Here is a 19,439-nt window from a genome sequence, read left to right as displayed (position 1 = left end):
TAATGCGGGGCAATCCCAGAACGGGACAGCCCAATTAATGAAGCTTAAACAATCATCTCGGCCGCAGGACCATGTCCCAGAAAGTTTGCCGGCGATGCGCTTGCCCCATAGGCGCCAGCACAAAAGACTGCGACCAGATCACCCACCTCGGTGCGCGGCAGTTCAGCCATGTCGGCGAGCCTGTCCAACGGTGTGCAAAGGCACCCGACCACGTTTGCAACCTCGCTGGCTTCCTCGCCAAAGCGCGAAGCATTCGCCACAGGATAGTTCCGTCTCACCACGGTCCCAAAGTTACCGGACGCCGCCAACTGGTGGTGAAGGCCGCCATCGGTGATCAGGTAAGTCTGATCATGGCTAACTTTCTTATCAATCACCCGGCACAGGTAAACGCCCGCTTCTCCGACGAGATAGCGCCCCAATTCAAGACAAAGCTCCGTGTCGCCCAAGGCCGCGCCATGCGCCTCGACGAGCTCATGAAGGGCTGCGCCAACTGCGGACAGATCAAGCGGCTTATCGCCCGGAAAATAGGGAATGCCAAAGCCGCCGCCCATATTGAGTTTGGGTAATGTTGCACCGATCTCTTGCGTGAGAGAAAAAGCCAAATTCAACACGTTGGTCTGCGCTTCTGTGATTGCTTCTGCGCTTAGCGTTTGACTGCCCGTGAAGATATGAAGCCCGCGCCATTCGGCTCCTTCGGCGATAATTTGCTTCGCAAGCACAGGAACACGCTTGGCATCGACGCCAAACGGTTTCGCGCCTCCACCCATTTTCATGCCGGAGCCCTTGAGTTCGAAATCAGGATTGACCCGGATCGCGATGCGCGGCGTCTTGCCGAGTGTTTGTCCAATCGTGAGGGAGCGATGCGCCTCTCCCTCCGACTCGCAATTGAGCGTCACGCCCGCCGAAATTGCAGCCTCAAGCTCGTCATCGCGCTTGCCCGGTCCTGCAAAGCTCACGCGGGCCGGGTCGATCCCGGCTTTCTGGACCATCAAAAGTTCGCCTGAAGAGGCAATGTCGAAGCCATCGACCAAGGGCGCCATGTGGGATATCACCTGCGGGTGGGGATTGGCTTTCACCGCATAGTTGATCCCGATACGCGGCGGGATAGCGGCGCGAAGGGTCGCCACACGCTCATCAAGGTGAGATTTGGAATAGACGAACAAGGGCGTGCGCCCTGCGGCTTCAACAAGCGCGCTCGCTTTACGCCCGCCAATCGCCAGTTCACCATCCAAGGTTTCATACCTTGCAGGTATCGGTCCCAGAGGTTTGGTTTTCATGATCTCCCCTCCATTTTCTGGCCTTCGGTCAGTTCGCGGTAAAGCGCCGTGCGGTCAATCTTGCCATTGGGATTGAGTGGAAGCGTGTCTTTCCAATGAATTTCTTGCGGTTGCATGAAGTTGGGAAGTTCCTTGAGTAAAGCCTTGGGAAGCCGGGCTTCTTCCACGGTTTTGCCGTTTGGCCTTACCACCAGATGGACCGCATGGCCAAGCCTTGTATCGGGTATGCCGAGCGCGACCGCTTCAGCGACCATGCCAGTGGCACGGGCCGCATCCTCAATCTCTTGCGGACTGATGCGATTGCCCGCGCTCTTGATCATCGCATCGCGTCGACCGACGAAATAGAGGAGGCCATTCGCATCGCGCTTGACCCGATCCCCCGACCAGACGGCGGTTCCGCCATATCGGGATCCTTGTGGTGCCGGTTTGAACCTCTCGGCCGTGCGGGTCTTGTCCTGCCAATATCCTTGCGCGACGAGAGGGCCACAGTGGACCAATTCGCCCTCTTCACCTGCATCTGCAATCACACCCTCATCATTGACCACAAGGATTTCGGCAAACGGGATGGCGGTGCCCATGCTCGTAGGGTGGCTATCGACCAATGCGGGCTCAAGATAGGTCGAGCGAAACGCCTCGGTCAGGCCATACATGGGATAAAGGTCGGCGCTGGCGAAAATCCCTTGCAAATCGGTCACAAGATCGGTGGTCAGCGCTCCGCCGCTATTGGTAAGCCTGCGCAGGGGCGAAGAGGCCTCACGCGTCCAGTCAATCTCAGTCAATTGCACCCAAAGCGGCGGCACGGCTGCTAGCGTCGTAATCTGATGCTTGGCGCAAGCTTTTGCGACGTCGCGCGGGAACAGGAAATCGAGTGGCACAACGCTGCCGCCTGCATACCAGGTCGAAAGCAGCTGGTTTTGCCCATAATCAAAGGACAAGGGCAGCACCGCCAGCGTCACATCATCGCTCGCCAGCTTGAGGTAGTGCGCAACGCTTACCGCGCCGAGCCAAAGGTTGGCATGGCTCAGCACCACGCCCTTGGGTCGTCCAGTAGAGCCGCTGGTGTAGAGTATGGCGCAAACTTCATGGGGGTCGGCCGCAGAGGGACCCACGGCCACACCGGCGTCCCACGCAGCCTCAAGAGCCTGCCCCTCTTCCAGCTGCGCACAATCAGGGGGCGCATCGCCCTCTTCCAGTGATTTCAGCCGCGATGGCGTAGCGATCAACATCACCGCCCCGCTGTCCGCCAGAATATGCGCGACCTGTGCGCGTTTCAAAAGCGGGTTGATCGGCACATGAATGAGCCCTGCCCTCGCTGCTGCCAATGGCAAGAGGCAGGTAAGCTCGCCCTTCGCCGCCCAACTCGCGATACGCGCCCCCTTCTGGGGAACCTCGCGTGACAACCACCCGGCGAACAAGGCCACACGCTCTCTTAACGCATTGTGGGTAAGGACCTCGCTGCGAAGCACCAAGGCAGACGCCTCGCCATTACCGCTTGCGCGCGCCCGCTCTGCGAGGTGATCAAGCGGAAAGGGTGTAGGGTCAGGCTGCGGTGTCATTGGGTTCCTATCGAAGGGCACGAAAACGATTGATCGAAGCGCGGTATCACGACACGGTTAACGTCTTGCAAGAGCTGTTTGACGACGGCTCGGTTGCGCAGCCGCTCGCGCCTTTCGATCGCGCGGCCTGGTATGCACTTCTTGCAGACGCAGGGCTCACCCCGCTCATCGCGATTGCGAGTGATGAGGCCAACACCGCTGCGCTCGCTCTGACCCAAAGCGGCGGGCACATCAGCCCCTTGCGAAACTGGTACAGTTTCACCTGGCGGCAGTTGGCGCCTGCTGGCGATGCCGGGGACGTATTGCTTCGAGAAATTGCGCGCCAGCTCAAGTCGCGCTCCCATCGCGTAACGCTTGAACCGGTTCCCGATGAGGATGGCTCCTCAACCCGCCTTGCCGAAGCCTTTATTAAGGCAGGATGGCGCGTCGAGGTCTGCCAATGCGACACCAACCACGTGCTGAACGTCAAAGGACGCAGCTTTGATGAATACTGGATATCGCGCCCCGGACGGCTTCGCACGACACTCAAACGCAAGGGCTCAAAGGTCGAAACGCGCGTTCTTACACATTTCGATGCCGAGGCGTGGGACGCATATGAAACCATTTACGAGGCAAGCTGGAAACCGTCGGAAGACAATCCCGCCATGCTGCGCCGGTTTGCCGAGGAGGAGGGGGGCGCGGGGCGTTTGCGCTTGGGACTTGCGCTTCACGAAGGCAGGCCCGTTGCCGCGCAGTGTTGGACGGTTGAGGGCGGCTGCGCCTTCATCCACAAGCTTGCCCATCTCGATAGCGCAAGCAAACTTTCCGCTGGCACCACACTTTCAGCGGCACTTTTCAGGCACGTGATCGACATCGACAAGGTGCAACTGGTGGATTTCGGAACAGGCACCCAAAGCTACAAGGCCGACTGGATGGAGGCCGTTCGCCCGCGCTACCGCATCGACTGCCTCAACCTTACAAAGCCGCGCGCATGGCTTGATCTTGCCCGTCTCACGGCAAGACGCCTTACCTTGCCAGAGGTGCCCGCGCTTGCGCCAAGCCCGCCACGCCGTTAAGGGCCCTCCCGCAGGGCGCGCAACAGGGCGCCCTTGGGTCAAACGCCTCAGAAGAAGGATCACAAGGGGATGGGCTCTCAACAGGCTAAGGCAGACGCAGCGCCAAACGAACGCGCGCCAGAAGAGCAAGCATTGGCACTCGAGCTGAAATCGATCATTGCCGATGTGCTCGGCATTGATGCCGAGGATGCCGCCGCCCTTAATGAGGACAGCGGGCTGTTCGGACACCTGCCCGAGCTTGATTCCATGGCCGTTGCCGGACTTCTGACCGAAATCGAAGACCGCCTCGATATCGTCATCGAAGATGAGGATGTGGACGGCGAAATGCTTGAAACCTTTGGCGGGCTTTTGGCCTTTGCGAAGGCCAAGCTTGACGAGGGGTAACCTCGCGTGAGCGCGCCTGAACCGCGAATGATCGCGACATGGCAGGCCCCCTGTTCCGGCGACACAACTTCCCAAGAGTTGCTGGTTTCGTTTGACCGCGGGCGAGATCGACGGATGCTCGTGCTCCCTGCCCTGTTTGATGAAGCCAACAAAATGCGCCGCTTCACGGTTCAGGTGATGCGCGCTCTCGATGATCTTGGCGTGGACAGTTTTCTGCCCGATTTGCCGGGATGCAATGAAAGCCTTGTGCCTCTCGACAATCTGTCGCTTGAAGACTTACGCGTGGCTGCGAGCGCAGCAGCCGAAGCGTTTGGCGCAACCGAGGTCTTGACCATCCGCACGGGCGCTCTTCTTGCCCCTCCCTCCCTCCCCACATGGCAATATGCGCCCCAGACCGGGGCGAAACTGTTGCGATCCATGCTCCGCGCTCGCTTGATCGCATCACGCGAGGCAGGACGCGCCGAGACGCAGGAGCAATTGCTCGAAGAAGGACGCAAAAGCGGGCTTATGCTCGCAGGCTGGCCCATCGGCGCGGCCATGTTCCAAGAATTGGAAACGGCAGTCCCAAGCGCCTCGGCCACTCAGCATGTGATCGCGCAATCACAGGTCGGCGGCGGCGGGCTATGGCTACGCGCAGAACCTTCGCACGACCAGACACAGGCCGACGCGCTCGCGCAGATTATCGCAGCGAATGACAGAGTCGATACATGAGCCGGCTCCAGTTTCAATTCGGCTGCCAGAGCCACATGCTTGCAGGCTCGCTCGATACAGCGCCCGGGGTTACAGGCTTGCTCATTGTCAATGGCGGCAATGAAATCCGTTCTGGCGCGTTTGGCGGGCAGTCATTGCTTGCCGCCAGGCTAGCCAAACAGGGCTTTCCTGTCTTCCGCTTCGACCGCCGGGGGACAGGAGACAGCGAGGGCGACAATCGAGGCTTCCTCAAAAGCGCAAACGATATCGCCGCAGCCTGCGAAGCGTTCCGCGCGATGGCACCGCAAGTTGAACGGGTGTTCGCCTTTGGCAATTGCGATGCGGCTTCGGCCCTTATGTTGATGAAGGGCGCCGGCTTTGACGGGCTTATATTGTCCAACCCCTGGACTTTCGAAGACGACGAAAAGGACAACAATGCCGAGCCCACGCACAGCGCCGAAGCGATCCGCTCGCGCTATCTTCAGAAACTGAAGAACCCGCAAGAAGTCATGCGCTTGCTGAAAGGTGGAGTGAATTTGCGCAAGCTTGCAAAGGGTCTGGGCGGTGCCATTCGTTCATCCAGCAAACCCACGACCCTTCCTGAAGACATGCGCCGCTCGCTTGAAGAATTTGATGGCAGCGTCCGCTTCCTTATCGCTGGCGCAGACCGCACCGCGCAAAGTTTCGAGGCGATATGGGACAAGAGCGATCCGCGGATCAAACGCTGCGAGGGTGCGGGCCATTCTTATGTCGAACCAGAGCACCGCAAATGGCTAGAGGCGCAAATCCTCGCTGCGCTGCGCAATTAGCGTTCAAACAGGCTCACCAACTCGACGTGGGTTGACCAGCGGAATTGCCCCACTGGGCGCAGTTTCTTGAGTTTGAACCCGGCATCTGCAAGCACCGCCCCGTCGCGCGCCCAACTGGACGGATTGCAGCTCACATAAACAACACGAGAAAGCGTGCTTTGAGCAATCTCGGCAATTTGCGCCTTGGCCCCTGCGCGCGGCGGATCAAGCAGGACAGCACCAAACCGGCTGAGTTCGGAGGCCTGCAAAGGATTGCGAAACAGGTCGCGGTGGAGTGCAATCACTTTGCCGCCTGTGCGTGCAGTGGCGGATTTGCATGCCAGATGCGCGGCTTGATCAGCTTCGGCGGCCAGCACCTTGCGCCCAGTGCCCCCGGTTTTCGCAATGGCAAAGGCGAATGTACCAAGCCCCGAAAAAAGGTCCGCTACAATCGGCGCATCGCCAAGCCAGCGACAAGCATCTTCAACCATGCGCTCCTCGGCATCGGGCGTTGCTTGCAGGAAGGATCCCGGCGGCATTGCGACCGGCAATCCGGATAGGGTGACCGTAGCAGGCTCAGGCTCCCAGACCGTTTCGGGCCCATATCCTTGGTCGATGGTGATACGCGCGAGGCCATGTTCCCGCGCGAAGTCGGAAACGGCCTCGGTCGCAGCAAGGCCTTCCAGCGGGAAATGCGTGAGCCCCATGTCAACGCCCTGATCACAAAGCGAAAGGGCGACATCGACATTCCCCTTCGGACCGTGCGCTGCGACCAGAGATCGCATCGGCTCGATAAGGCTCGCAAGTTTGGGGTCAAGCACCGGACAAGCCTTAAGGTCGACGAGCCTGTGTGAGCCCGCCTCGCGGTATCCGACAAGAGCACCGCCCTTTACCTTGAGCGCGTGAAGCCCTGCTCTGCGGCGCGAACGTGGCGGGGAAATGTGCTCAGGAAGCACTTCGCCCGGCACCAGGCCTTGACCTGCGGCTGCATTGACCACCCGTTCGCGAACGAAACGGGCCAGAACCTCGTCATCAGCGTGCTGTAACTGGCATCCGCCGCAAGTGCCAAAATGGGGGCAAGCAGGTGTGACATGATGGGGGCCATGATTGAGCGAGCCATCTGCCTCGACCAAATCACCCGGGACGCCCATCGCAACATGCGTGCCATCGGCGGCTACCCCGTCACCCCTGGCAGCGATGCGAATGATCTCTTGCGCCATCGTCAAACGCACCTAGCCAGCGCGCCTGAGACGTTGTGCGCGAGCTCAAGCGGGGTAAAGGCAGCGCCACAAAGCCGTGCCCCCTCGCCATGCAACCAGACCGCTTCGCAAGCGGCGGTGAATGGGTCCGACCCATTGGCCATGCGGCTCAGGGCTATACCGGCAAGCACATCGCCGCTCCCCGCAACCGACAGCCATGAAGGCGCAGGCCCTGCCAGAACCATTCGCCCGTCAGGCGCGGCGATCACTGTGTCCGGTCCCTTGGCAAGGACCACGATATCGGCCGCCCGTGCGAGAGCCTGCGCACGGTCACGTCGCCCGTCTGCGATTACCGAGAAGCTGCGGCAAAGCGCGTCGAGCTCTCCGTCGTGCGGAGTCACAAGAACCGGCTGATCGTCAGCAAGCATCGCAGGCTTCAGAATGACCAGAGCATCGGCATCGAGCACCAAAGGCTTTGCCGATGAAAGTGCGGTATTGAGCCTCGCCTTTGCTACATCATCGCGCCCAAGCCCCGGACCAACAAGAACCGCATCGGCGCGTTTGTCGGTCACAATCGGCTCAAGATCGCCTGCATCTTCAACAAGAGCGGGATTGGTGCCAGCTGCGGTGTCTTGAGGGCACAGCTTGATATAGCCCGCCCCGCCCCGCATCGCAGCCTCTGCTGCAAGGCGCCCTGCCCCCGTCATGGCGCCGCCAACGATTACGCCAAGGCCGCGGGTGTATTTATGCGCATCACTTTTAGGGCCCGTCAATTTCGGCTTTTGCAGCAACTCAACCGCGCCTTCGACGCGGTCTATCCCGATGCGCACAAGCCGCAGGGTGCCCATCTTCTCTCGACCCGGCAGCATGAAGTGCGCAAATTTCCAAGCGCCCAGCGACAAAGTCACATCAAAGCAGGGCAGCTTTTCATTAAGCAGCGCGCCGGTATCGCTCGCAATCCCGCTCGGCATATCGAGTGCGATGGCAATTTGGTGGCGTCCTGCTAGATCGCGCAGAAGCAGGGCATGCGCGCCGCTCAATGGACGCGTGAGGCCGGAGCCGAAGAGGCAATCGACGAAGACTTCGCCCTGCGCCTTTCCGCCCGAGGTAAGGACGGCACTGCCCCACAATTCGCGCGCCTGCTTTGCCGCATCGGTCTTTGGTGGCTCAGGCGCAACGATCTGGACGCTCAGCCCCGCATTCGCCAGACGATGCGCCATGACATAGCCGTCACCGCCATTGTTTCCGGGCCCGCACAGAATGGTAACGCTGCGGCCCGCTGCGATACGGCGCACCCATTCCGCCGCGCGTCCTGCGGCAAGCTGCATCAGCTCAAACACGGGCGTGCCCGCATCGAAAATGCGCTGCTCGGCATCGCGCATTTGCTCAACGGTGAGAATTTGCTCGAAAATGTGTTCGGAGGGCATCAGGCTCCCCTTAGGCACCCGATGGCGCGGGGATGGCCATACGATATTGATCGCCAGATACCGAAAACTGCCATTGCCCGTCAGTAGCCGCGCCCATCACTGCCACTTCGGCGCCGTCGAGCGCGGTCACGCCGCTTGCGTCTTCATTGACCGCAAACCTTCGAAAGCCGCCCTCGGGATGGTGGATCAGAAACTCGCCGCCTTCCACGCCGTTCGCCCATTCGAGCGTGCACACATCGGCAAACCCGGCGCCAGCGCCGATTGCGCATTCGATTGTCTCGCCCTCTGGCTCAGGCGTTTCGGCCACGCTGCAAGCGGTGATCGCAAATGCTGCGAGACTGGCGCTAAATGTCCGCAAATACATGGGTCTCCGCCTTTGCTCCCGGGTGGGTTAGAGCGCCCTCGCGTGCTGGACCCACATTTTGAGCATAGCGCCAAAGCGCCCCTGATTGGTAGTCATTCATGCGCGGTTGCCACGCTTTGCGCCGTTCGGCGAGCACGTCCTCGTCAACCTCAAGGTCGATTGTTCCGGCCTCTGCGTCGATTGAGATCGTGTCGCCATCTTCGACCAGAGCGATCGGGCCGCCATCAGCCGCTTCCGGGCCAACATGTCCGATGCAGAACCCGCGGGTCGCGCCGGAGAAGCGGCCATCGGTGATAAGCGCCACCTTCTCGCCCATCCCCTGCCCGTAAAGCGCAGCGGTGGTGGAGAGCATTTCGCGCATGCCGGGGCCGCCCTTGGGCCCTTCGTAGCGGATGATGATGACGCTGCCTTCGGCAATGTCGCGCTTCTCAACAGCGGCAAAGGCGTCTTCTTCGCAGTCAAACACGCGCGCGGTGCCGGTGAATTTCAGGCGTTCCATGCCTGCGACTTTCACAATCGCTCCATCGGGCGCGAGCGAGCCTTTCAGCCCGACAACACCGCCTGTCGGAGTGATCGGCTTTGCCACGTCGTAGAACACTTTCTGATCGGGGTTCCAGGTTATCTCTTCGATATTCTCGCCCAAGGTTTTACCGGTGACCGTCATCGGATTGGGGTCGAGGAAGCCGCCATCCAGCAGCGTCTTCATCCCCATGTAGATGCCGCCTGCTTCGTGCATGTCTTTCGCGACATATTTGCCGCCGGGCTTCAAATCGGCGATGTAGGGCGTTGATTTGAAGATTTCGGCAACATCGAAAAGGTCGAATTCAATCCCCGCCTCGCTAGCCATTGCAGGCAGGTGAAGCGCGGCGTTTGTCGAACCGCCAGTGGCTGCAACAACGCGCGCAGCGTTCTCGAACGCAGCCTTGGTGCAGATATCGCGGGGGCGCAGGTTCAGCTTCAAAAGCTCCATCACCTGAGAGCCAGCGGCACGCGCGATCTCTTCGCGTGACCGGAAAGGTGCAGGCGCCATATTGCTGTTTGGCAGAGACAATCCGATAGCCTCGCCAACGCACGCCATGGTGTTGGCGGTGAATTGGCCGCCGCAAGCGCCGTGGCCCGGACACGCGACTTTCTCAAGCGCGATGAGTTCTTGCAGCGGACAATTGCCGGCGGCGTGTTGCCCCACTTTTTCGAACACATCGACGACGGTCACATCCTCGCCCTTATATGTTCCTGGCAAAATCGACCCGCCGTAGACGAAGATCGACGGCACATTGAGCCGCAGCATCGACATCATCATGCCGGGCAAGCTCTTGTCGCATCCCGCAAAGCCCACCAGCGCATCATAACAATGCCCGCGCACCGAAACCTCTACGCTGTCTGCGATAATCTCGCGGCTGATAAGAGAGCTTTTCATGCCCTGGTGGCCCATGGCGATGCCATCGGTCACGGTGATCGTGTTGAACCGGCGCGGGGTTCCGCCATTTTCGATCACACCCTCGCGGCAAATGTCAGCCTGCGCGTTCAGAGTGGTGTTGCATGGCGCGCTATCGTTGCCCGCGCTCGCCACGGCCACGAAAGGCTGCGCGATCTCTTCCTCGGTCATTCCCATCGCATAGTAATAGGAGCGGTGCGGTGCGCGCTCTGGACCAACGGAAACGTGACGGCTTGGCAGTTTGGATTTGTCGAACGACATGATGTTACTCTTGAGGGTTGCTTTGAGTAACGTCCCCTGCCTTCAGTCGAGCGCGAGCGCAACCCTTCCGCACACATCGGCCACCATTGCTGCCCAGCGCGACTGATCTGCTCTGTTCGAAATCAGGTCGTTGCGGATCTCAATCGCGCAATAGGGACGGCCGTGGGCTTCGGCGTGACGGTTCATGGTCGCGTTCAATTGCTTGCCTGAGTAAGGCTCGTTGTCGCCCACATTCAGCCCCTCTTCCCCGAACAGCCGGATTGCATGGCGCGCCGCGCGGTCGTCTTCATTGTAGAGCAGGCCCACTTGCCAGGGGCGCTGCTCTCCGCCGCTTTCAAGCTTTGGCGTAAAGCTGTGGAGCGAGATGATCAGTTCCGGCCGCGCCGCATCGAGCCATTTGGCCAGCGCGTCGTGATAGGGTCGGTGATAGGTATCGAGCCGCGCCTCTGCGTCCGCGCCGATGTTGCCGGGAATGAGATGCCCGTCGCTTTCCGTGGGGACGACATGGGGGTGATCTTCTTCGCGGTGGAGGTCGATCACGAGGCGACTGACCTGCGCCATATGTGCAGGGATGCCGTGTCGGCGCGCCATTCGGCCAACCACTCCGGCTGTGCCGATATCGACCGCGATATGCGTATCGAGGAGGCTTGCCGGAATGCCAAGCGGCACATCTTCGGGCACAAAGTTCGACGCGTGGTCGCATACGCAGACGCTACCGCCCGGCTTTACAGCGCCAATGTGCTTGTACGGCAGTCCGTCGATCATCTCAGTTTCCCGCTAAGCGTCCACCAGTCGGGACGCTCCTTTTGAAGCCTTGCAAGCGCCTCGTCGCGGGCACCTTCGTGCTCATACAACGCAAAGCACGTCGCTCCTGATCCCGACATACGCGAAAGCCATGCCTCGTCGAGGTTTAGTTGATAAAGTACCTCCCGAATGGAGGGTCTCAACGAGATCGCGCCTTGGGTAAGATCATTGCGCCCATGAAGCGCAATATTGCGAGCGTTGGAAATTTTGCCATCGTCGTCAGAGGGCAGACCGCCGCGATCCTTCCCGTCCCACGCCTTGAAAACCGGACCGGTGGCAAGCGGCTCGCGCGGGTTCACGAGCAAAACGGGCGTGCCTTTGAGGTCGTCCTCAAGCGGCTCCAACTCGGTGCCTGTGCCGCGCCCGATAGCGGTTTCGCTCCGCACGCAGGACGGCACATCAGCGCCAAGTTTTGCAGCGCGTTCTTGCCAGTCATCGGGGAGGCCGTGGAGGCGCTCCACCAGCCGGAAGACCGCACCCGCGTCAGCCGAGCCTCCCCCCAACCCCGCTGCGACGGGGAGGTTCTTTTCAAGGGTGATGTTGAGGCCCTGCCCAGACCCATGTGGACGCGGGAGTACGGACAGCGCCTTGGCCACGAGATTGTCGAAGGGATCGTCGATCCCGCCTGCAAATTCGCCGATTGTGGTGACTTGGTCCTGCTCGGCTGTTTGTGCGCTCAGCGTGTCACCCGCGTCAACGAAGGCGAACAACGTTTCAAGCTCATGATAGCCATCCTCGCGCCGTGCGCGGACGTGGAGCGCAAGGTTGATCTTGGCGAACGCAGTTTCCTGCATCTAATCCTCCCCAATCCGGGGAGGGGGACCATCCGCAGGATGGTGGAGGGGCGACCCAGCGCGATGGTCACAAATCTGAACGAGCCTCGTAACCACCGCTTCAATATCCTCAATTATTGTGCGTGCCGGAATACGCGTGGTGGCGATGCCTTGCGCACGAAGCCAAGCCGAACGCTGCCTGTCCATGGCAGCGCGCGCATCATGCGCCTGTCCGTCGACCTCGACCGCCAAACGAACCGCCGCACAGTAAAAGTCCAGCACGAACCGTCCTGCCGGATGCTGTCGTCGGAATTTGTAGCCAGCGGGTCGCTTACGAAGCTCGGTCCACAGATTCACCTCGGGCACGGTCATTTCCCCGCGGAGTTTTCGGGCAAGTTTTACGGTGTGGCGCGGTCCGGTGATCATGTGAGGCCCCTCCACCACTTCGTGGTCCCCCTCCCCGGTCCGGGGAGGATTAACTCACATATTCGGATAATTAGGTCCACCCATCCCTTCTGGGGTTACCCAGTTGATGTTCTGATTGGGGTCCTTGATGTCGCAGGTCTTGCAGTGGACGCAGTTTTGCGAGTTGATCTGGAACTTGGGCTCTTTGCCCTCCTCCTCGATCCACTCGTACACGCCCGCCGGGCAATAGCGCGCCGATGGGCCGCCGAACACGTCGTGCTCGCTCGTCTTTTGCAGGTCGAGATCACCCACTTGCAAGTGAACCGGCTGGTCCTCTGCGTGGTTGGTGAAGCTGTATGCCACATTGGTCAGGCGGTCGAAGCTGATTACGCCGTCGGGCTTGGGATAGTCGATCTTGGGATAAAGATCGGCGCGGCCCGTCATGGTGTAGTCGGGGTGGTGCTTCATGCTGATCGGCAGACCGATTTTGAGCGTGCGCATCCACATATCGGCGCCCGCAAGGATCGTACCGATGTCTTCGCCATATTTGGCAACAGCGGGCTCTGCGTTCTGAACCAGTTTGAGCTCGTCCGCGATCCAGCTTGAACGAACCGCAGGCTCGTAACCTTGCAGCTCAGGCTGGCTTTCGTGGGTTTCAATCTCCGCCACAATCGATTCAGCGCACAGCATGGCGCTCTTCATCGCGGTGTGAGAGCCCTTGATGCGCGGCACGTTTACGAAGCCCGCCGCGCAGCCGATAAGAGCACCGCCCGGGAACGCGAGCTTTGGCACGGACTGCCAGCCGCCCTCGTTAATCGCACGCGCGCCGTAGGCAACGCGGGTGCCCCCTTCGAGGATTTCGCGGATTTCGGGGTGCTGCTTCCAGCGCTGGAATTCCTGATAGGGCGAAACCCACGGGTTTGCGTAATCAAGCGCGGTGACAAAGCCGATCGCGACCTGATTGTTCGCCTGGTGGTAGAAGAAACCGCCGCCCCATGTGCCGCTTTCCGACAGCGGCCAGCCTTGCGTGTGGATCACACGGCCGGGTACGTGTTTCGCAGGATCAATGTCCCACAATTCCTTGATGCCGAGGCCGTAAACCTGCGGCTCGCAATTGGCTTCAAGGTCGAATTTCGCCTTGATCGATTTGGTCAGGTGCCCGCGCGCGCCCTCTGCAAAGAGGGTGTATTTCGCCTCGATATCCATGCCGGGCTGATAATCGGGCTTCTTCGTGCCGTCCTCGGCAATGCCCATATCCTGCGTCGCCACGCCTTTCACCGCGCCATTGTCGTCATAGAGGACGCCCGAGGCAGGGAAGCCGGGGAAGACCATCACGCCAAGCGCTTCGGCCTGTTCGCCAAGCCAGCGGGTCATATTGCCGAGCGAGCCGGTGTAGCAGCCCTTGTTGCTCATCAATGGCGGCATGATGAAATGAGGCAAAGAGGTCTTGCCCGTCTTCGACAGCGACCAGTGCCAGTTATCGGTCACCGGCGTTTCGGCCATCGGGCAATCCATATCGCGCCAGTCGGGGAAAAGTTCATCGAGAGCTTTGGGATCGACAACCGCGCCTGACAGGATGTGCGCGCCGATTTCCGACCCTTTTTCAAGGACTACGACTTCGAGTTCTTCATTCAGTTGCTTCAACCGGATCGCTGCGGAGAGGCCGGCAACCCCGCCACCCACAATCACTACGTCGCATGGCATTGATTCGCGTTCGCTCATCGGCTTTTCTATCCCAATCTGTCGTTTCGCGAGCTTTCTCGCATATTATGTGCGTGAGTGCACTTGCTAAGCGTAAGTCTCACAGTCAAGGGGGGCATTGAACACTATGACCACTGTCGACCCCACATTGAGTTACGAATTGAAGGCCGCGCTGGATTGGTGGCGGCTGGCGGGCGTGGACTGCGACTTTGTCGATGACGCTACGGATTGGCTTGGTGAAGTTGACGGGGCGAACGGCAAGGCCGGCCCTGCAAAATCGGGTCAGGCGGCGCAGAACGCGGGCGATGCGGCTGGCCGAAAGATTGACGCGCAAGGCGGATCAACTCAGGGGGAACCTGAACCCAAAGCGGTCGAGCGGGTGGATCTGCTTGGTGCGAATCCCCCGCAAACCCTTGGCCAGTTTCAGGAATGGTGGCTCACAGCGCCCGGCCTCGACGCCATCGGCCCGCGCGGGCGGGTTGCACCGCGCGGCTCCGAAAATGCGGAACTCATGGTTCTGGTGATCGATCCTGAACAATCGGACCGCGAAACGCTGTTGAGTGGACCGCAGGGAAAGCTTCTCTCGCGAATCATTGCGGCGATGGGATTGTCTGAGGAAAAAGTGTATTTCGCATCGGCCCTGCCGCGTCATACGCCAATGGCCGATACCGATACGATTGCGGCGGCGGGAATGGACGAGGTCACAAGACTTCACGTTAACCTTGTTTCTCCGCGACGCGTCCTTGCCTTTGGCGCAGGCATCCCGCCGCTTTTGGGCCACGGATTAACGAAAGACCTCTCGCTTTTACGCGAAATCAACCAAACAACGCCATCACTGCCATTGTTCGTGACCGAGGGGCTCGATGCGATGATGGCAATGCCCCGTTTGAAAGCACGTTTCTGGCGGAGATGGATCGAATGGTCGGCGCAGGGATAAACTTGAATTTGAAGACGCTTAAATCAATGCGCAGAACTCTTGCCGCACTTGCCTTGATACCTGCTGTTGCCCTTGCCCCGTCTGCGTCTGCGCAGGACGGCAGTCTTGTCGCGCACTATGATCGCGGCGTTGCGCAAAGCGCGGCTGTTCCATCGCAGCTGAGCGCGGGAGAGCGTCAGCACTACACCCGCCTGTTCGCGGCCATTGATGCGCAAAACTGGGATGTCGTCACGCAGCTGCTGAACGAGCGCAGCGATAGCGTCCTGCACCAGGTCGCGGCCGCCGAATTCTACACCCACGCCGCCAGCCCCCGGGTTTCAGCCGAGCAGGTGTCCGAATGGTTTCGCGATGGGGTGCACCTGCCCCAATCCGAACAGCTCGGGCGCCTTGGGGTAAAGCGTGGCCTTGAATGGCTGCCCGATTTCCCGCGCACGAATGACCTGGCGCGCCAACCCGATATCACCAAGCGCATGCGGCCGCGCTCGATCGACGATGGTACCCTGCCAGCTGACAGCCGCAGCGCGATCCTTGATGCGATCCGCAATGACGATCCATTGAGCGCATATGCGACCTTGCAGGAGGTGGACCCGTTTTTGAGCTCCGAGGCGCGCGCCGAATGGCGGCAGCGTGTTGCGTGGAGCTTCTACATCGAAAACGATGACCAGAACGCTCTGGCCCTTGCCCGCGTTGTTTCGGAAGGGTCAGGGGCATGGGTCGCAGAGGGCGAATGGGTGGCAGGACTTGCCGCGTGGCGCCTGGGATATTGTCAGGAAGCCGCCGACAGCTTTGCGCGCGCTGCTGATCGTTCGACCAATCTTGAGCTCACGTCGGCTGCCCACTACTGGGCGCACCGCTCGCTTATCCGCTGCCGCGATCCGCAGGCGGCACAAGTGCACCTGCAAAACGCCGCGCGCTATGACGAAACGCTTTATGGCCTGCTTGCGGTCGATCAGCTGGGCATCGAAGTTCCCTCTTCTGCTCCTGCACAACCGCTTTCCAGCGACGACTGGAACGCGATCTCGCAGCGCCCCAATGTGCAAGTCGCCACCGCGCTGGTAGAGATCGGCAGGCACGGGCTCGCAGACGAAGTGCTGCGCCACGAAGCGCGCATCGGGTGGGCCGACAATTATCCTGCGCTGGCAAAGCTGGCGCGCGAACTCGGTCTTCCGTCGACGCAGCTGTTCATGGCGAATTATGCGCCGCGAGGTATGCGCGCCGATCCCTCGTTGCGCTTTCCCGTTGCGCATTGGCAGCCGCGCACAGGCTGGCGGGTGGACCCGGCGCTCGCCTTTGCCCACGCATTGCAGGAGAGCAATTTCCGCGCCCGTGCGGTGTCACCAGCCAATGCCCGCGGCCTGATGCAGATCATGCCCGGCACCGCGCGCGATCATAACCGCCGCTTGAACCTCGGCGCGAGCTATGCCGATCTGAACGACCCGGAGGTTAACCTCGCCTACGGTCAGCAACATCTTGAGATGCTGCGCGATTCGGGTGCGACAGGGGGACTTCTGCCGAAAATCATGGCCGCGTATAACGCTGGCCTCACACCCGTTGACCGCTGGAACTATGAGATCAACGATCAGGGCGATCCGCTGCTCTGGATGGAATCGATCCCCTATTGGGAAACGCGCGGCTATGTTGCCATCGTGATGCGCAATTACTGGATGTATGAACGCGCCGCAGGTGTCCCCAGCCCGAGCCGCCGCGCTCTCGCACAAGGGCAATGGCCAACCTTCCCGCTTCCAGCTAGAACCCGCTCTGCACGTATCGATTATCAGCAGTAGCAGGACAAACCACAGTGGCGATTGACGAGAGCAGGCCCTTCAACCCGATCAATATCGCCGTTCTGACAGTGTCTGATACCCGAACGCCGCAAACCGATACCTCGGGCGATATTCTCGCAGCGCGCGTGACCGATGCCGGCCATAATCTGGCCGCGCGAACCATCGTCATGGATGATGCAGATGCCCTCGCCGCGCAATTCAATGCGTGGATCGACGATGCACAAATCGACGCGATTGTCTCCACCGGCGGCACGGGTTTGACGGGCCGCGATGTGACGCCCGAAGCGTTCTCGAAGATCGAGGGCGCACGCGACATTCCCGGCTTTGGCGAGCTTTTCCGCTGGCTCTCCTACAAGTCCATCGGAACCAGCACCGTCCAATCACGCGCCTGCGCCATTGTCGCACGCGGCACATATTTGTTTGCCCTCCCCGGCTCGAATGGAGCGGTCAAGGATGGCTGGGACGGCATCCTTGCCGAACAGCTCGACAGCCGCAATCGCCCGTGTAATTTTGTCGAACTCATGCCGCGCTTGACCGAAAAATAGCAGCACACAAGGGGGGGGCGATAATGTGCAGCTGACACCGGCGGACAAGGACGCGCTTGTCGCGCTGTTTCGCAAGGGTGATTTTGCTGCCTGTTTCGCCCGCGCCGACGCCCTGACGCGATCTTGCCCTGATGCGCTCGATGCGTGGAATTTGCGAGGCGCTGCCGCTTTGCAACTGGGGCGATTGGCCGACGCAATCGCAAGCTTTCGCAAGCTTGAGGCGCTGGCCCCGGAACTTCCCAGCGGACCTTATAACCTTGGCATGGCGCTTGAGCAGGAGGGGCACAACAGCGAGGCGATGGCGGCCTATCGCAGAGCCATCAGCCGCGCCCCTCAATCCACCGCCGCGCAAATCAATCTCGCCCGCCTCGCTCAAAAAACAGGGCAGGTCGAGGTGGCGCTTGAGCATCTGACGCGTGCAAGCGAACTTCAGCCCCATTCGCCAGAAGCCCACAACAACCTTGGCACCGTGTTGGAACAGCTTGGCCGCTCTGGCGAAGCGCACGCGGCCTATTCCCGCGCAATCGAACTCAAACCCGATTTTGCCGAAGCGCTCTACAATCAAGGCACGCTTGAAAGCGCGCGCGGCGGGCATCAATCGGCGGCCGACGCGTTTCGCAAGGCCCTGGCGAGCGATCCCGCCAACGCGCTCGCCAAAGCCATGTTGATCCATGAACTCAGCCACGTTTGCGACTGGGACGCGATGGCTGAGTTTGAGGCCGCAATCCCGAAATTGGGCGTCGAAGGCGCGGCGGTTCCGCCTTTTGTCATGCTTCATCTGGAAGACAATCCTGAAAACCAGCTTTCCCGAGCGCGCAACTGGGCAAAGACGCGCTATGGGTCGCTGAGCGTGGTCCCGCGCACCTTTGCCCGGCCAAAATCGCGCCCGCAGCGGCTGCGGATCGCGTATCTGAGCGCCGATTTTCACGATCACCCCGGTATGCGCCTGATGTCGGGAATGCTGGAAGAACACGATCGCTCCCGCTTTGATGTGCACGCGGTCAGCTATGGCCGCACGCGCAGCGATACATGGCGCGATAAAGCGGCCGGTGCAGTGGACCATTTTCACGATGTCCATGGCAAACCCGAGGGCGAGGTTTTGGAGCTTTTGACGGGCCTTGAGATCGACATCGCTATCGAGCGGCAAGGATACACGCAAGGCACGCGGATCGACCGGCTCGCGCATCGCATTGCGCCGGTTCAGATCAGCTTTCTTGGCTATTGCTCGGGCACCTCGCTGCCCTTCATCGACTATATGATCGCGGACAATACGGTCATCCCTGACGATCACCGCGCGTATTATGATGACAATATCATCTGGCTTCCCGATTGCTATCAACCGGGCAACAACACGCTGACCATCGGCGCGGCGCGCACCACGCGGGGCGAGCACGCGCTGCCGGAGGAGGCCGTGGTGCTGTGCTGTTTCAACAATCTCTACAAACTGCGCCGCCAAGTCTTTGCGGTCTGGATGCGGATTATGCACCGGGTCACGAACAGCGTGCTGTGGCTGCTCGGCTCAAACGAGGAAGCGCATGAGAACCTGCGCAAAGCCGCAGCCAATGCAGGGGTTGATCCTGCACGCCTGATCTTTGCCCCGCGCCTTCCCCATGCCCAGCATCTGGAGCGTCATGCGCACGCGGACCTCTTCATCGACAGCGGCCCCTACGGCGCGCACACCACCTGTAACGATGCGCTTTACGCAGGGCTTCCGGTTGTCACCAGAATGGGTGAGCAAATGTCGGCCCGCGTTGCCGCCAGCGTGATAAAATCGGTGGATTTACAGGAGTGTATCACCCATTCTTGGGACGAATACGAGGCTCTGGTCGTCGAAATTGCAGGCGATATGGCGAAGGCCGGGGCGCTGCGCAAAAAGCTTTCGACCCAGCGCATGAGGGGCCCGATGTTCGATACGGCGCGCTACACCCGCCACCTCGAAGATGGGTATGACGCCGCCTATAAGCGGTTTCTCGAATGTCAGCCCGCAGCCGATATTTCGGTGCGGGAGCGAAGCTGAGAACACTGGACGCAGTCGCCGCAATTGTTCTACATAT

18 protein-coding genes are annotated in these 19,439 nt (G+C 60.4%); 8 read left to right on the top strand and 10 right to left on the bottom strand.

Annotated features, from left to right (window positions below; all coding sequences use genetic code 11):
- Positions 1 to 44 precede the first annotated feature (44 nt).
- On the bottom strand, positions 45 to 1,277 hold the full coding sequence (locus tag MWU38_RS08600) for a pyridoxal-dependent decarboxylase, exosortase A system-associated (RefSeq protein ID WP_247271438.1): 1,233 nt from the start codon (positions 1,275 to 1,277) through the stop codon (positions 45 to 47).
- Complete coding sequence (locus MWU38_RS08595; RefSeq protein ID WP_247271437.1) at positions 1,274 to 2,833, bottom strand: acyl-CoA ligase (AMP-forming), exosortase A system-associated; 1,560 nt, start codon at positions 2,831 to 2,833, stop codon at positions 1,274 to 1,276. The genes MWU38_RS08600 and MWU38_RS08595 overlap by 4 nt, the downstream gene beginning before the upstream one ends.
- Positions 2,834 to 2,862: 29 nt before the next feature.
- Here MWU38_RS08595 and MWU38_RS08590 point away from each other — a divergent pair, with 29 nt between their 5' ends.
- The 4 genes from MWU38_RS08590 (at position 2,863) to MWU38_RS08575 (ending at position 5,771) form a co-directional block, all read left to right on the top strand.
- A complete protein-coding gene (locus MWU38_RS08590) occupies positions 2,863 to 3,888 on the top strand; it encodes a GNAT family N-acetyltransferase (RefSeq protein ID WP_247271436.1) in 1,026 nt (341 codons plus the stop codon).
- A 69-nt stretch (positions 3,889 to 3,957) separates the two neighbouring features.
- Positions 3,958 to 4,272, top strand: coding sequence for an acyl carrier protein (locus MWU38_RS08585; protein ID WP_247271435.1), 315 nt, complete (start codon positions 3,958 to 3,960; stop codon positions 4,270 to 4,272).
- 6 nt (positions 4,273 to 4,278) lie between these two features.
- Positions 4,279 to 4,983: a hypothetical protein gene (locus tag MWU38_RS08580; protein ID WP_348646874.1), complete on the top strand. Its 705-nt coding sequence runs from the start codon at positions 4,279 to 4,281 to the stop codon at positions 4,981 to 4,983.
- A complete protein-coding gene (locus MWU38_RS08575; protein ID WP_247271434.1) occupies positions 4,980 to 5,771 on the top strand; it encodes a hydrolase 1, exosortase A system-associated in 792 nt (263 codons plus the stop codon). Before MWU38_RS08580 ends, MWU38_RS08575 begins: the two co-directional genes overlap by 4 nt.
- Here MWU38_RS08575 and MWU38_RS08570 read toward each other — a convergent pair.
- Genes MWU38_RS08570 through MWU38_RS08535 form a run of 8 tightly spaced genes read right to left on the bottom strand, consistent with a single transcriptional unit; the run spans position 5,768 to position 14,140 of the window.
- Positions 5,768 to 6,982: a class I SAM-dependent RNA methyltransferase gene (locus MWU38_RS08570; RefSeq protein WP_348646873.1), complete on the bottom strand. Its 1,215-nt coding sequence runs from the start codon at positions 6,980 to 6,982 to the stop codon at positions 5,768 to 5,770. The two genes, MWU38_RS08575 and MWU38_RS08570, sit on opposite strands and share 4 nt — an antisense overlap.
- Complete coding sequence (locus tag MWU38_RS08565) at positions 6,973 to 8,376, bottom strand: NAD(P)H-hydrate dehydratase (RefSeq protein ID WP_247271433.1); 1,404 nt, start codon at positions 8,374 to 8,376, stop codon at positions 6,973 to 6,975. Before MWU38_RS08565 ends, MWU38_RS08570 begins: the two co-directional genes overlap by 10 nt.
- A gap of 10 nt (positions 8,377 to 8,386) precedes the next feature.
- Entirely contained in the window at positions 8,387 to 8,740 is a 354-nt protein-coding gene (locus MWU38_RS08560) for a hypothetical protein (protein ID WP_247271432.1), read from the bottom strand.
- A complete protein-coding gene (ilvD, locus tag MWU38_RS08555) occupies positions 8,721 to 10,436 on the bottom strand; it encodes a dihydroxy-acid dehydratase (protein ID WP_247271431.1) in 1,716 nt (571 codons plus the stop codon). Before ilvD ends, MWU38_RS08560 begins: the two co-directional genes overlap by 20 nt.
- Positions 10,437 to 10,478: 42 nt before the next feature.
- On the bottom strand, positions 10,479 to 11,201 hold the full coding sequence (locus MWU38_RS08550; RefSeq protein WP_247271430.1) for an N-formylglutamate amidohydrolase: 723 nt from the start codon (positions 11,199 to 11,201) through the stop codon (positions 10,479 to 10,481).
- The gene (locus tag MWU38_RS08545; protein WP_247271429.1) at positions 11,198 to 12,034 is read right to left on the bottom strand and encodes a 4-(cytidine 5'-diphospho)-2-C-methyl-D-erythritol kinase; all 837 of its coding nucleotides are present in this window, start codon (positions 12,032 to 12,034) and stop codon (positions 11,198 to 11,200) included. The genes MWU38_RS08550 and MWU38_RS08545 overlap by 4 nt, the downstream gene beginning before the upstream one ends.
- Entirely contained in the window at positions 12,035 to 12,439 is a 405-nt protein-coding gene (locus tag MWU38_RS08540; protein ID WP_247271428.1) for a DUF559 domain-containing protein, read from the bottom strand.
- Positions 12,440 to 12,493: 54 nt separating this feature from the next.
- Positions 12,494 to 14,140: an electron transfer flavoprotein-ubiquinone oxidoreductase gene (locus tag MWU38_RS08535; protein ID WP_247271427.1), complete on the bottom strand. Its 1,647-nt coding sequence runs from the start codon at positions 14,138 to 14,140 to the stop codon at positions 12,494 to 12,496.
- 106 nt (positions 14,141 to 14,246) lie between these two features.
- On the opposite strand from MWU38_RS08535, the gene MWU38_RS08530 reads away from it, so the two are divergent.
- Genes MWU38_RS08530 through MWU38_RS08515 form a run of 4 tightly spaced genes read left to right on the top strand, consistent with a single transcriptional unit; the run spans position 14,247 to position 19,402 of the window.
- Entirely contained in the window at positions 14,247 to 15,056 is an 810-nt protein-coding gene (locus MWU38_RS08530) for a uracil-DNA glycosylase family protein (RefSeq protein ID WP_247271426.1), read from the top strand.
- Positions 15,057 to 15,082: 26 nt separating this feature from the next.
- Entirely contained in the window at positions 15,083 to 16,840 is a 1,758-nt protein-coding gene (locus MWU38_RS08525) for a lytic transglycosylase domain-containing protein (protein ID WP_247271425.1), read from the top strand.
- Positions 16,841 to 16,854: 14 nt separating this feature from the next.
- Complete coding sequence (gene moaB, locus MWU38_RS08520; protein ID WP_247271424.1) at positions 16,855 to 17,385, top strand: molybdenum cofactor biosynthesis protein B; 531 nt, start codon at positions 16,855 to 16,857, stop codon at positions 17,383 to 17,385.
- Between the two features lie 25 nt (positions 17,386 to 17,410).
- Positions 17,411 to 19,402, top strand: a complete 1,992-nt coding sequence (locus MWU38_RS08515; protein WP_247271423.1) for a tetratricopeptide repeat protein — start codon at positions 17,411 to 17,413, stop codon at positions 19,400 to 19,402.
- Positions 19,403 to 19,439: the final 37 nt, after the last annotated feature.

This window comes from Qipengyuania sp. S6317L1 (assembly GCF_023015615.1).
Lineage (GTDB): Bacteria > Pseudomonadota > Alphaproteobacteria > Sphingomonadales > Sphingomonadaceae > Erythrobacter.
The sequence above is the reverse complement of the archived record's forward strand: the minus strand, read 5'-3'. Positions and strand labels throughout refer to the sequence as shown.

Bases quoted from the DNA above. Each gene is read 5' to 3' on its own strand.
- MWU38_RS08550 (WP_247271430.1), bottom strand. From the start codon at position 11,201: ATGATCGACGGACTGCCGTACAAGCACATTGGCGCTGTAAAGCCGGGC.
- ilvD (WP_247271431.1), bottom strand. From the start codon at position 10,436: ATGTCGTTCGACAAATCCAAACTGCCAAGCCGTCACGTTTCCGTTGGT.
- MWU38_RS08575 (WP_247271434.1), top strand. From the start codon at position 4,980: ATGAGCCGGCTCCAGTTTCAATTCGGCTGCCAGAGCCACATGCTTGCA.
- MWU38_RS08545 (WP_247271429.1), bottom strand. From the start codon at position 12,034: ATGCAGGAAACTGCGTTCGCCAAGATCAACCTTGCGCTCCACGTCCGC.
- MWU38_RS08585 (WP_247271435.1), top strand. From the start codon at position 3,958: ATGGGCTCTCAACAGGCTAAGGCAGACGCAGCGCCAAACGAACGCGCG.
- MWU38_RS08535 (WP_247271427.1), bottom strand. From the start codon at position 14,140: ATGAGCGAACGCGAATCAATGCCATGCGACGTAGTGATTGTGGGTGGC.
- MWU38_RS08530 (WP_247271426.1), top strand. From the start codon at position 14,247: ATGACCACTGTCGACCCCACATTGAGTTACGAATTGAAGGCCGCGCTG.
- MWU38_RS08595 (WP_247271437.1), bottom strand. From the start codon at position 2,833: ATGACACCGCAGCCTGACCCTACACCCTTTCCGCTTGATCACCTCGCA.
- MWU38_RS08525 (WP_247271425.1), top strand. From the start codon at position 15,083: ATGCGCAGAACTCTTGCCGCACTTGCCTTGATACCTGCTGTTGCCCTT.
- MWU38_RS08565 (WP_247271433.1), bottom strand. From the start codon at position 8,376: ATGCCCTCCGAACACATTTTCGAGCAAATTCTCACCGTTGAGCAAATG.
- MWU38_RS08600 (WP_247271438.1), bottom strand. From the start codon at position 1,277: ATGAAAACCAAACCTCTGGGACCGATACCTGCAAGGTATGAAACCTTG.
- MWU38_RS08560 (WP_247271432.1), bottom strand. From the start codon at position 8,740: ATGTATTTGCGGACATTTAGCGCCAGTCTCGCAGCATTTGCGATCACC.
- MWU38_RS08540 (WP_247271428.1), bottom strand. From the start codon at position 12,439: ATGATCACCGGACCGCGCCACACCGTAAAACTTGCCCGAAAACTCCGC.